Below are 13,602 nucleotides of genomic sequence, written 5' to 3'. Positions count from 1 at the left end.
TAGTTGGAGATCTTACAAAGGTAGTCCCAGAATTAATAGCTCAAGTTAAAGAAATTAAGAGTGCTGAATAATTAATTAAATTAATCAAAAAAATAATCCTTAGTTAAAATAGTGGTATTTTAACTAAGGATATCTATAATTATGAATTTTGAGGAGGAAAAGTCAATGAAAAAGATTTTTGTACTTGGAGCAGGAACTATGGGTGCTGGTATCGTTCAAGCATTCGCTCAAAACGGTTGTGAAGTAATCGTAAGAGATATAAAGGATGAATTTGTTGATAGAGGAATAGCTGGAATATCTAAAGGCTTAGAAAAACTAGTAACAAAGGGAAAAATGACTGAAGAAGATAGAGAAGCTATACTTTCAAGAATTTCAGGAACAACTGATATGAATTTAGCTGCTGACTGCGATTTAGTAGTTGAAGCTGCAATCGAAAACATGAAAATTAAGAAAGAAATCTTTGCAGAATTAGATGGTATTTGTAAGCCAGAAACAATTTTAGCTTCAAATACTTCATCTTTATCAATTACTGAAGTTGCTTCAGCTACAAAGAGAGCAGATAAAGTTATCGGAATGCATTTCTTCAACCCAGCTCCAATAATGAAGTTAGTTGAAGTTATCAGAGGAGCTGCAACTTCTCAAGAAACTTTTGATACAGTTAAAGAATTATCAGAAGCAATCGGAAAAACTCCAGTAGAAGTTGCTGAAGCACCAGGATTTGTTGTAAACAGAATTTTAATTCCAATGATAAATGAAGCTACTTTCATTTTACAAGAAGGTGTAGCATCTGCTGAAGATATAGATGCAGCTATGAAGCTTGGAGCTAATCACCCAATGGGACCTTTAGCATTAGGGGATCTTGTTGGTTTAGACGTATGTTTAGCTATCATGGATGTTTTATATAATGAAACAGGAGATAGCAAATACAGAGCTAGTAGTTTATTAAGAAAATATGTTAGAGCTGGATGGCTTGGAAGAAAGTCAGGAAAAGGATTCTACGATTATTCTAAATAGTAATATAAAAAATCTCAAGAGAAACTATTCTTTTGAGATTTTTTTTCAAATGTAAAGGATTTTTAGAATTTTTATAGAAATATATCTAATATAGGAAAAATTCTGAAAATTCCTATACTTATACGGATATTTTGAGGAGGGTTATTAAAATTATGATGAGATTTACATTACCAAGAGACATTTATTATGGAAAAGGATCACTAGAGCAGTTAAAGACTTTAAAAGGTAAAAAAGCAGTACTAGTACTTGGTGGGGGATCAATGAAGAAATTCGGTTTCGTTGATAAAGCCTTAGAATATTTAAAAGAAGCTGGTATAGAAGTTAAATTAATTGAGGGTGTAGAACCAGACCCATCAGTTGAAACAGTATTTAAAGGCGCTGAAACAATGAGAGAGTTTGGTCCTGATTGGATTATTTCCATGGGTGGAGGATCACCAATAGATGCTGCAAAAGCTATGTGGATATTCTATGAATACCCAGACTTTACTTTTGAAAAAGCAGTGGTTCCTTTTGGATTACCAGAGCTTAGACAAAAAGCAAAATTCATTGCAATTCCATCAACAAGTGGTACAGCTACAGAAGTAACAGCATTTTCTGTAATTACAGATTATAAGACAGAAATAAAGTATCCTTTAGCTGATTTTAATATAACTCCAGATATAGCTATAGTTGACTCAGAACTAGCAGAAACAATGCCTGCTACATTAACAGCTCATACAGGTATGGATGCATTAACTCACGCTATTGAAGCTTATGTAGCAACATTACATTCACCATTTACAGATCCATTAGCATTACAAGCAATTGAAATGATTCGTGATTTCTTACTTAAATCTTATGAGGGAGATAAAGATGCTAGAGAACAAATGCATTATTCACAATGCTTAGCAGGTATGGCATTCTCTAATGCATTACTTGGAATAACTCATAGTATGGCTCATAAGACAGGAGCAGTATTCCATATACCTCATGGATGTGCAAATGCTATTTATCTACCATACGTAATTGATTTTAATAAAAAGACTGCATTAGATAGATATGCTTATATAGCTAAGAGACTTGGATTAAGTGGTACAACTGACGATGAATTAGTAGATTCATTAACAAACTTAATTAAAGAGTTCAATAAGAAGATGTCAATTCCACTTACATTAAAAGAATATGGTATTGATGAAGAAGTATTTAAAGCAAAAGTTGATATGATTTCTGAGAGAGCTATTGCAGATGCTTGTACTGGATCAAATCCAAGACAATTAAATAAAGATGAAATGAAGAAGATATTTGAATGCATATATTATGGAAATAAGGTTGACTTCTAATATCTAAGCTATAAAAGGTTTCGGGACAATGTTCTGAAGCCTTTTTAATTTGAAGTTTTAATAAATTTTCTGAATTGGAGGATTATATTGGAATTAAGTGATATAATATATTAATAAATAATCATTTTTGATAAGGTGGGGAATTAATGTTAAAAGAGATGGTCAAAAAATATAGAGAAGAGAAATATGATTTAAATTGTGCAGAAAGTATTATATATGCAGCTAATGAAGAATATGATTTGAATCTTTCGAATGAAACTTTGAAAGTTATGTCTGGATTTGGAGGAGGAATGGGAATTGGTCATATTTGTGGAGTTATAACTGCCTCAGTAGGTGTGATTGGAGTAATGTTCACTGAAATAAGCGGACATAAAAGTCCAAGAGTAAAAGAAATGACACAAGAATTTATAAATAATTTACAAGATAAATTGGGATATATTAAATGTGATGATTTAAAAAAGGAATATACTAACGTAAAAAAATGCACACTAATGATAGAAACAGGTGCAGAAATTTTAGAAGAAATTATTCTCAAAGAAAAGCAGAATAAAATATTATAGATTTTCAAGGGAGAAAGATATAAATGGATTATAAGTCAGTAAAATTTCAGGATAATTATATAGTGATAGAGGAGGTTAAAAATTTTAAATTAAAGCATATATTTGAATGTGGTCAAATTTTTAGATTTGAGGAAATTGCAGAAGGTCACTATATTGTAATTGCATTTGGAAAATTGATTGAAGTTAAAGAGGAAGGTGCAAATATAATAATATATAATGCAACAGAAGAGGAAGTTAATGAAATTTGGATTAAATATTTTGATTTAGATAGGGACTACTCAGAAATAAAGCAAGAACTTTCAAAAGATCCGTTACTTAAACAAAGTATAGAATTTGGATATGGAGTGAGAGTTTTAAATCAAGATCCTTTCGAAATGTTAATCAGCTTCATAATTTCTGCAAGAAATAATATACCTTCAATAAAAAAGACTGTGAATAAAATATCAAACAAATGGGGAAAAGAAATTATATATAAAGAAAAAACATATTACGCATTTCCAAGCATAAATGAAATTAAAGATGCTACGTTGGAGGAAATACAAGAAACAGGAGCATCGTTTAGAAGTAAATACATATTAGATACGATTAAAAATGTTTATGCATCTGACAAGGTGATGGATGACTCGAATTTAGATAAAAAAAATAGTTATCTAAAATATAACTTAGATTATATTAAAAATTTGAAGGATGATGAGTGTCATGAGGCTCTTCAAGAATTCAAAGGAGTAGGAGCCAAAGTGGCTGATTGTATTATGCTATTTTCTATGGGTAAAACTTCAGCATTTCCAGTGGATGTCTGGGTTAAGCGTGCAATGATTCATTTTTATGGTGCAGAAAATTCTTCATTAAATAAAATTAGAATATTTGGAAGAAAACAGTTTGGTAAGCTTTCAGGATTTGCACAACAATATTTATTTTATTATGCAAGAGAAAACAAAATTGAAATTGAAGATTAATATTTCCTAAGGTGTGATGTTTTAATTTATTAGCAAATAAATATGAATAGAAAATAAGTCAACTAAGCTAGTTATATTCTGTTATGAATAAGGAAAATCCTTATATACAATTAATATTAAATCAATAAGTAAATTGATTTAATATTCTGCAGAATTTAAAGTGTGTTGACTTATTATTTTTATGCATTAATATAGGCAAAAAATTACTGTTAGAGCGGAAAAATCAGAAAATTTAAACTTATATGATATTTGTTATATTTTTAACAAGTATGTGTTATAATTATGCCGTGCTATTAAATATAATATTAAAATTACTTTTGGGAGAGTGTATATTAATGTTTCAATTTGAAAATCGACTTTTAAAGCTAAAGCATGAAGTTCTTACTAGAGTTGTAGTGTTAGCAAAAGAAAACAAACTTTGTAAAGAGGAGTTAGAAAAAATTCCTTTTGAAATGATTGTAGGAGATGAACCTAATTATCGAGAAACTGTTGATAGAGAAAGAAATATAGTACTAGAAAGAGCAAAGCTTGCTGCAGGTTATATGCCAAATGGCAAAAATGGACGAGAACTAGTTGAGATAGATGAAGAAAAACAGATATTGTACGTTATAAAGGAAGCATGTGATAGATGCCCAACAAATAAGTTCCAAGTTACTGATTCTTGCAGAAATTGTGTTGCACACAAGTGTCAAAGTGTATGTAATTTTGGAGCAATTTCATATGTTAATGGAAAAGCATATATTGATCCAGATAAATGTAAAGAATGTGGAATGTGTAATAAGGTATGTCCTTATGATGCTATTGCAGAAGATATGAGACCTTGTAAAAAGGCATGCCCAACAGGAGCATTAAGCTATAATGCTGACGATTTAAGAGCTGAGATTACTGAAAGTAAATGCGTAAATTGTGGTGCGTGTATGTCTGAATGTCCATTTGGTGCTATAGAAGATAAAAGTTCATTAGTCAGAGTTGTTAATAAATTAATGGAAAAAGAAAATATTTATGCTGTAGTTGCACCAGCTATAACAGGTGAATTTGGCGCAAAGACAACATATGGACAAGTAAAAAATGCAATTAAAGCATTAGGGTTTACAGATATGGTAGAAGCAGCATGTGGCGCAGATGCAGTTACTGTACATGAAAGTACAGAATTTGTAGAGAGAATGGAAAAAGGGGATAGCTACATGACAAACTCATGTTGTCCAGGTTTCTTAAGTTATATTGAAAAAATGATGCCAGATCAAGCTGAAAGAATTTCAGGAACTGTTTCTCCTATGGTAGCTACAGGAAGATATATAAAAGCAAAGGATAAGGATGCTAAAGTTGTATTTATAGGACCTTGTACTGCTAAGAAAAGTGAAGTATTGATTGAATCAATAAAGGATGCTATTGATTATGCATTAACTTTTGAAGAATTAATTGCGTTATTTGATGCATTTGAAATAGAGCCTGAAAAATGTGAAGATATAGTAGTTGATCAAGCATCAATATTTGGTAGAAATTTTGCGGTAGGCGGTGGTTTAACTGCAGCCATAGAAAACTTCATCCAAGAAAAGGGTGTGGAAATTGAATTCAAACCTGTTAAAGTTTCAGGTGGAGCAGAGATAAAGAAAACTATGACTATGGCTAAAGTAGGAAAATTACCGGGTAATTTCATTGAAGGAATGATGTGTGAAGGCGGATGTATAAATGGCGCTGCAAAAATAGCACCTGTTATGAAAGCAAAGGCACCTTTCGCAAAAATAAATCAACAAACAACTATTAAAACTGTATTATCAAATAAGGCATTAGAAGAGTATCATAATATTGACTTAGAAAGATAGTTTGTTTTTGGAAAAATATATATTTCTTATTATAGCTTAAATGTAGATATAAACTCTACTCAGGAGTATTTTTTTGAGTAGAGTTTTTTATTGTAAATAAAAAGTAAGAAAAATTGAGAAAATTTAAGCAAATGAAATATATTTTGAGATAATAGGTAATATTCGCTTAAAAATCGGGTATAATATTAGAAGTAATGTTTGAATTATATGGATATAAAGGATATTATAAATATGTTAGCACTCGACAGTAACGAGTGCTAACAGAAAAAGCAACAGTAATAACATAATTATTTTAAGGAGGGTTTTTCATGAAAATTAAACCACTTGGTGAAAGAGTTGTAATCAAAAAATTAGAGGCAGAAGAAAAGACTAAAAGTGGAATAGTCTTAACTGGTACTGCAAAAGAAAGACCACAAGAAGCAGAAGTGGTTGCAGTAGGTCCTGGAGCTGTCGTAGACGGAAATAGAGTACCTATGGATGTAAAAGTTGGAGATAAAGTTTTATACTCTAAATATGCAGGAACAGAAGTTAAAGTTGATGGTGAAGAATATACTATTTTAAAGCAAGATGACATATTAGCAATAGTAGAATAATTGAGAGTGCATTGCTAAATAATTTTAATTTAAGAAGATAGAAAGATATAAATAACATACAAAAAAGGAGAGTGTTATATAAATGGCTAAGATGTTAAAATTCGGTGAAGAAGCAAGAAGATCTATGCAAATAGGTGTAGATAAATTAGCAGATACAGTTAAGGTTACTTTAGGACCTAAAGGTAGAAATGTTGTACTAGATAAGAAATTTGGAGCACCATTAATTACAAATGATGGTGTATCAATTGCAAGAGAAATAGAATTAGAAGATCCATATGAAAATATGGGAGCTCAATTAGTTAAAGAAGTTGCAACAAAGACTAATGATGTAGCAGGAGATGGAACTACAACTGCAACTTTGTTAGCACAAGCAATAATCAGAGAAGGATTAAAAAATGTAACAGCTGGAGCTAATCCTATTTTAATCAGAACTGGTATTAAAATGGCTGTAGAAAAAGCTGTTGAAGAAATTAAAAAGATTTCTAAGCAAGTAGATGGAAAAGAAGATATCGCTAGAGTTGCTGCAATTTCAGCTGCTGATGAAGAAGTTGGTAAGTTAATTGCAGATGCTATGGAGAAAGTAGGAAATGAAGGCGTTATTACAATAGAAGAATCTAAATCAATGGGAACTGAATTAGATGTAGTTGAAGGAATGCAATTTGATAGAGGATATGTATCACCTTATATGGCTACAGATACTGAAAAAATGGAAGCAGTTTTAGAAAATCCATATATATTAATAACTGATAAGAAGATTTCAAATATTCAAGAAATCTTACCAGTGCTTGAACAAATCGTTCAATCAGGTAAAAAATTATTAATTATTGCTGAAGACATTGAAGGAGAAGCAATGGCTACATTAGTAGTTAATAAATTAAGAGGAACATTCACTTGTGTAGCTGTTAAAGCACCAGGCTTTGGAGATAGAAGAAAAGAAATGTTACAAGATATTGCAACATTAACTGGTGGAACTGTTATAGCTGAAGAATTAGGAAGAGAATTAAAAGATGTTACTATTGATATGTTAGGTACAGCTGACAGTGTTAAGGTTAATAAAGAAAACACTGTTATAGTTAATGGTAAGGGTGATTCTAATGGAATAAAAGAAAGAATTAACCAAATCAAAGCTCAAATTGAAGAAACAACTTCAGAATTTGATAAAGAAAAATTACAAGAAAGATTAGCTAAGTTAGCAGGTGGAGTTGCAGTAATTAAAGTTGGTGCAGCAACTGAAACAGAACTTAAAGAAAAGAAACTTAGAATTGAAGATGCTTTAAATGCAACAAAAGCAGCAGTTGAAGAAGGAATAGTAGCTGGTGGTGGAACAGCTTATGTTAATGTAATTAATGAAGTGGCAAAATTAACTTCAGATGTTGCAGATACTCAAGTTGGAATAAGCATAATTGTAAAAGCATTAGAAGAACCAGTAAGACAAATAGCAGCTAATGCAGGAGTTGAAGGTTCAGTAATAATTGAAAAAGTTAAAAATAGCGAACCAGGTATAGGATATGATGCATTACATGATCAATATATTAATATGATTAAAGGTGGAATAGTAGACCCAACTAAGGTTACTAGATCTGCTCTTCAAAATGCAGCATCTGTAGCTTCAACATTCTTAACAACAGAAGCAGCAGTAGCTGATATCCCATCTAAAGAACCAGCAATGCCAGGTGCTCCAGGAATGGGAATGGACGGAATGTACTAAAATTAAAAATGACATATGTTAATGAAGTAATTAGAGGAGTAATTTTACTCCTCTTTTTTATGTGAGAAATATAATGGTTTTATTTATTATAATTGTATAAATTAATGAAGAAGTAGACATAATTTAAACTAAAACTGAGAAAAGGAGTTTTGGTTTAAGATGATAAAGCACGGTAGCAAGATTGAAATAAAACATGTATATTATAATGATAGAAAAAGAAAAGAAGGATTTACTTTAATAGAGATGATAGCTGTGATTGCTATGATAGGAATTTTGGCTGCAGCACTTTTACCCAAAATAGGTGGTTATATAAAACAGGCTAAAAAAACAAAAATACTAGATCAATGCAGAAAAGTTGTTATGGCAGTTGATTCCTATAATCTTACAAGTAATACACCTGTAGAACAAACTGCTACCATTGATGACGTTGAAAAGGTAGCTGGAGTTGAAACATATTTAGATGGAGTTTCGTTAAGTAATTTAGATACTGAAAAGACAAATATCAAGAAATGTTATGATATTGTGGCGGGAGAAGAATTTGATATAGATAATGAAGAAAAGTTAATAAATTAAGATATTATGCAATAAAAACGATTATATATAAATTATAATTTAGAAAAAATGCAATTTTAATTTCAAATTTGTTGACTTTAGAGTACACATACATTATAATAATTTTAATTCAAAAACATAAAATATTTAAAAGCTTATATATACCTTGAATATGGCAAGGAGTATCTACCGGAAACCGCAAATTTCTGACTATAAGTGATATTGGTATAGGATAAGACTAAGGTTTTATTGGCATATTAACATCACTTTTGAGGTTAATGTGCTTTTTTTATATATAAAAATAATATAAAAATGCAAGAAAAAAATCATTAATAATTTAAAATGAAATAAATAAATCAAAAACTGGGGAGGATTCATAATGGCAAAAATAATTAAGACAGCATATACTTTTGATGATGTATTATTAGTACCTAACAAATCTGAAATATTACCAAGGGAAGTAAGTACAAAGACAAAGTTAACTAAGACAATAGAGTTAAATATTCCTTTAATGAGTGCAGGAATGGACACAGTAACTGAATCAAAAATGGCGATTGCTATGGCAAGAGAAGGCGGAATCGGAATTATACATAAAAATATGACTATCGAACAACAAGCCAAAGAAGTAGATAGAGTTAAGAGACAAGAAAATGGTGTTATTACAGATCCTATATATTTATCACAAGATCACCTTATTCAAGATGCAGAAAATTTAATGGCTCAATATAGAATATCAGGAGTTCCTATAACTACTGAAGAAGGAAAATTAATCGGAATAATAACTAATAGAGATATAATTTTTGAAACAGATTTTCAAAGAAAAATTTCAGAAGTAATGACTAAAGAAAATTTAATAACTGCATCTGAAAGTACTACTGTAGAGGAAGCTAAAGAAATATTAAAAAAACATAAAGTTGAAAAATTACCTTTAGTTGATGAGAACGGAATCTTAAAGGGATTAATCACAATGAAAGATATCGAAAAGGTGAGGAAATTCCCAAATGCAGCTAAGGATAGTAAAGGTAGATTATTATGTGGAGCAGCAGTAGGGGTTACTGGAAACATGATGGAAAGAATTGATGCTTTGGTTAAAGCTCAAGTTGATGTTGTTACACTTGACACAGCTCACGGACATTCAAAAGGCGTTTTAGATGCAGTAACACAAATTAAGAAGGCTTACCCAGAACTTCAAGTAATAGCAGGAAACATTGCAACGGCTGAAGCTACAGAAGATTTAATAAAAGCTGGAGCTGATTGTGTTAAAGTTGGTATTGGGCCAGGATCAATTTGTACTACAAGAGTTGTAGCAGGAGTTGGAGTTCCTCAATTAACAGCAGTTATGGATTGTGCGGAAGTTGGTAGAAAGTATGGAATTCCTGTAATTGCAGATGGTGGACTTAAATATTCAGGAGATATAGTTAAGGCATTAGCTGCTGGAGCTTCTGTAGCAATGATGGGGTCATTATTTGCAGGTTGTGATGAAGCACCAGGAGAAATGGAAATATATCAAGGAAGAAGTTACAAGGTTTATAGAGGAATGGGTTCTCTAGCGGCTATGGAATGCGGATCAAAGGATAGATATTTCCAAGAAGGAAATAAAAAGCTAGTTCCAGAAGGCGTTGAAGGAAGAGTAGCATATAAAGGTCTTGTTTCAGATACTATATTCCAATTATTGGGCGGAATTAAATCAGGATTAGGATATTTAGGATCGAAAAACTTTGATATTTTATATGAAACAGCTAATTTTGTAGTTCAAACAGCTTCAGGTCAAAGAGAAAGTCATCCACATGACATTAATATTACTAAAGAAGCACCAAATTATAGTGTAGGACAATAATAAAATGCACAGTTTACAATGAAGAATAAACCACTCATGTGAACTGTGCATTACTTAATTTTGTTAAGTATAAACCATTTATTATTATGTATATAAAATTCAATATAAAGATTGCTATAATTTATTGATAAAAACTATTAGATAGTTAATAATAGAAGGTATAAGATTAGTTTAGGAGGATAACATGGATAGAGAGTTAGTTTTAGTCGTTGATTTCGGCGGCCAATATAATCAATTAATAGCGAGAAGAGTAAGGGAATGCGGAGTATATTGTGAAGTCCATCCTTATAATTTAAGTATTAATGAGATAAAAGAAATGAATCCAAAGGGAATTATCTTTACAGGTGGGCCTAATAGCGTATATGGTGAAGATTCTCCTTTATGCGATAAAGCTATTTTTGAAATAGGAGTACCTATCCTTGGCATATGTTATGGATCTCAACTTATGTCTCATATGCTTGGAGGAAAAGTTGCAACAGCACCTGTAAGCGAGTATGGGAAAACAAAAGTTAATGTAAATGTAGAATCTAAGCTTTTTAATGGTGTATCACTTGAAACGATTTGCTGGATGAGTCATACTGATTACATAGAGAAGGAACCAGAAGGATTTAAAGTAACAGCACATACTCCAGTGTGTCCAGTTGCGGCTATGGAATGTGAAGCTAAAAATTTATATGCAGTTCAATTCCATCCAGAAGTTATGCATACACAAGAAGGTACAAAGATGCTTTCAAACTTTGTATTTAATGTTTGTGGTTGTATTGGAGATTGGAAAATGGATTCTTTTGTTGAAAAGACAATTGAAGAAGTACGTGAAAAAGTTGGTAATGGAAAAGTACTATGTGCATTGTCTGGTGGAGTTGATTCGTCTGTAGCTGCAGTATTACTTTCAAGAGCTGTTGGAAAGCAGTTGACATGTGTATTTGTCGATCATGGATTACTTCGTAAAAATGAAGGTGATGAAGTTGAAGCAGTATTTGGACCTAATGGTCAATATGATTTAAATTTCATCCGTGTAAATGCACAAGAAAGATTTTATGAAAAGTTAGCTGGAGTAGAAGAGCCAGAGCAAAAGAGAAAAATCATTGGAGAAGAGTTTATAAGAGTATTTGAAGAGGAAGCTAAAAAAATAGGAGTAGTTGATTTTCTTGTACAAGGAACTATTTATCCAGATGTAATTGAAAGTGGACTTGGAAAGTCAGCAGTTATAAAATCACATCATAATGTTGGAGGACTTCCTGATTATGTTGATTTTAAAGAGATAATAGAACCACTTAGATTATTATTTAAAGATGAAGTGCGTAAGGCAGGACTTGAACTTGGCATACCTGAAAAATTAGTATTCAGACAACCTTTCCCAGGACCTGGACTTGGAATACGTATCATTGGAGAAGTAACAGCTGAAAAAGTCAAAATAGTTCAAGAAGCAGATGCAATTTATCGTGAAGAAATTGCAAAAGCAGGTATTGATAAAGAAATTGGCCAGTATTTTGCAGCTCTTACTAACATGCGTTCAGTAGGTGTTATGGGAGATGAAAGAACATATGATTATGCAATTGCTCTTCGAGCTGTAACTACAAGTGATTTCATGACTGCAGAATCTGCAGATCTTCCATGGGAAGTACTTGGAAAGGTAACAACTAGAATCGTAAATGAAGTAAAAGGGGTAAATCGTGTAATGTATGATTGTACAGGAAAACCTCCAGCTACTATTGAATTTGAATAAAATATAAATATAAATATAATTTAAAATGAGAAAGCCTATTTTACAGCGTTTATTATGATTAATAACTTGTAAAATAGGCTTAATTGTATGCTACAAAAGATTATAATTATTATATAGAGGATGTAATTTTATAATAAAAGAAATAATTATTTTAATTATAATCCAATGATGATATAATAATGGTAGTTTTCCGTATAGATGGGTACGGTGGTTTCCGAAGGTTTAACCACCTTGGGCTGTTAGAAATAATAGTCTAAGGGGGTGGTATTAGATTGTGATAGTTGGCGTGTTAATAGTATCAATATTAATATTATTAGTAATATTAATTAATAGAGCACTAAGAAGTAACTCAAAAAGTTGCGAGTTTAATCTCGAGGTTAACATAAAAGGTTTTAAAATAAATTTTAAGACAACAGAAAAGAACGCCCCATCCGATCAAGAGTAAGCGTTCATTTTCTAACCAATAAAATCTAATAGCCCTAAAACTAAAAAACGTTCTAGGATTAGCTTAATGTTGACGCATTAAGCTTTTCTTAATTATTATACTGATAACAATATAATAATATAACAATATATTTATATTATATCATATAAACTGAAAAATAAAACAAATGTATGATATTTGTTGAACATATATTATACATTAACTTATTTGGATAATTGTTTGATTATATACTACAAAGGTAAAGATAAATCAAATAAATTGATAATTAAGCTTTATAATTTTTTAAAGCTTCAACTATTCTATTAGATATAGCTTCGTATCCAGAACTATTTGGATGAAAATTATCTACTGTTAAATAATTTTGTAAATTATATTTAAATAGATCATAAGTTGGTATAAAAATAGCATTTGAGTCTAGCGATACAAGCTGTTGGCTTTGATAGTTCCAATCATTTAAAATACTAACTTTATCTGGTGTAAGATCCTTTCCGAAAGGATTATATAGCCCGATAAAAATTACCATGGATGATGGGTTGTTATCTCTTATTATTTTAAAGGTAGCTTTTAAATTGCTTAAATAGGTATATTCAATATTTTTTATTTTTGTTGTAGATGATGTTATATCCATATTTTTTAGCTTGCTTATCTCATTACCACCTATAGATATGAAGATTATAGATGAACCTTTGATATAGGATATATTTTGAGGATTTTGCACTATATTTAATAATCCACTGGATACATCTCCGTTTACAGCTAGGTTATTTATTTTAATTTCTTTTGGTGTTTTACTTTTCCAATAATCTGAGAAGTAACCAGAAAAGCCAAGTCCTTTTTCATCTCCAGTTCCTTTTGCTAGAGAATCTCCAAGAACTAATATGTTATATAAGTTCGAATTCAATTCATTAGTTTCTTTAGGAGGTTCAATATCAGTATGCGTTATTTCTTTAGGAGGTGCAGAACTTATTGACAATGCTGTTAAAAAGCCTGTAATTAATGTAACGGTAGATATTATGGATAGTAATAAAATTAGTTTCCAGCGTAAGTTTTTTAACATTTTAATCGCCTC

General features: G+C 30.9%; 11 protein-coding genes and 1 riboswitch. Of the genes, 10 read left to right on the top strand and 1 reads right to left on the bottom strand.

From position 1 onward, the window contains the following. Window positions 1-165 precede the first annotated feature (165 nt). The 10 genes from L3B98_RS27705 to guaA all read left to right on the top strand — a co-directional run bounded on the left by L3B98_RS27705 (window position 166) and on the right by guaA (window position 12,088). A complete protein-coding gene (locus L3B98_RS27705; protein ID WP_077360117.1) occupies window positions 166-1,014 on the top strand; it encodes a 3-hydroxybutyryl-CoA dehydrogenase in 849 nt (282 codons plus the stop codon). Window positions 1,015-1,166: 152 nt separating this feature from the next. Beyond that, window positions 1,167-2,333, top strand: a complete 1,167-nt coding sequence (locus L3B98_RS27700; protein ID WP_015390582.1) for an NADPH-dependent butanol dehydrogenase — start codon at window positions 1,167-1,169, stop codon at window positions 2,331-2,333. A gap of 146 nt (window positions 2,334-2,479) precedes the next feature. After that, window positions 2,480-2,893: a C-GCAxxG-C-C family (seleno)protein gene (locus L3B98_RS27695; RefSeq protein WP_015390583.1), complete on the top strand. Its 414-nt coding sequence runs from the start codon at window positions 2,480-2,482 to the stop codon at window positions 2,891-2,893. A gap of 23 nt (window positions 2,894-2,916) precedes the next feature. Beyond that, a complete protein-coding gene (locus L3B98_RS27690; RefSeq protein WP_077360119.1) occupies window positions 2,917-3,849 on the top strand; it encodes a DNA glycosylase in 933 nt (310 codons plus the stop codon). A 335-nt stretch (window positions 3,850-4,184) separates the two neighbouring features. After that, window positions 4,185-5,672, top strand: a complete 1,488-nt coding sequence (locus L3B98_RS27685; protein ID WP_238919066.1) for a 4Fe-4S dicluster domain-containing protein — start codon at window positions 4,185-4,187, stop codon at window positions 5,670-5,672. Window positions 5,673-5,980: 308 nt separating this feature from the next. Then, window positions 5,981-6,265, top strand: a complete 285-nt coding sequence (gene groES / locus L3B98_RS27680; protein WP_077360123.1) for a co-chaperone GroES — start codon at window positions 5,981-5,983, stop codon at window positions 6,263-6,265. Window positions 6,266-6,347: 82 nt separating this feature from the next. Continuing rightward, on the top strand, window positions 6,348-7,973 hold the full coding sequence (gene groL, locus L3B98_RS27675) for a chaperonin GroEL (RefSeq protein ID WP_077360125.1): 1,626 nt from the start codon (window positions 6,348-6,350) through the stop codon (window positions 7,971-7,973). 159 nt (window positions 7,974-8,132) lie between these two features. Then, window positions 8,133-8,546 (top strand): type II secretion system protein, encoded by a 414-nt coding sequence (locus tag L3B98_RS27670; protein WP_015390588.1) that lies wholly within the window; start codon window positions 8,133-8,135, stop codon window positions 8,544-8,546. Between the two features lie 114 nt (window positions 8,547-8,660). Further along, a riboswitch (purine riboswitch) is annotated at window positions 8,661-8,758 on the top strand. A gap of 146 nt (window positions 8,759-8,904) precedes the next feature. Beyond that, window positions 8,905-10,362, top strand: coding sequence for an IMP dehydrogenase (gene guaB / locus L3B98_RS27665; protein ID WP_015390589.1), 1,458 nt, complete (start codon window positions 8,905-8,907; stop codon window positions 10,360-10,362). Between the two features lie 184 nt (window positions 10,363-10,546). After that, a complete protein-coding gene (gene guaA / locus L3B98_RS27660) occupies window positions 10,547-12,088 on the top strand; it encodes a glutamine-hydrolyzing GMP synthase (RefSeq protein ID WP_238919065.1) in 1,542 nt (513 codons plus the stop codon). 710 nt (window positions 12,089-12,798) lie between these two features. Here guaA and L3B98_RS27655 read toward each other — a convergent pair. After that, window positions 12,799-13,590 carry an SGNH/GDSL hydrolase family protein gene (locus L3B98_RS27655; protein WP_238919064.1) on the bottom strand — a complete coding sequence of 264 codons (792 nt, stop codon included), beginning with the start codon at window positions 13,588-13,590 and terminating at the stop codon, window positions 12,799-12,801. Window positions 13,591-13,602: the final 12 nt, after the last annotated feature.

This window comes from Clostridium sp. YIM B02555 (genome assembly GCF_022320955.1).
Lineage (GTDB): Bacteria > Bacillota > Clostridia > Clostridiales > Clostridiaceae > Clostridium > Clostridium saccharoperbutylacetonicum.
Note: the sequence above shows the minus strand (reverse complement) of the source record. Positions and strands in the feature narration are given on the sequence as shown.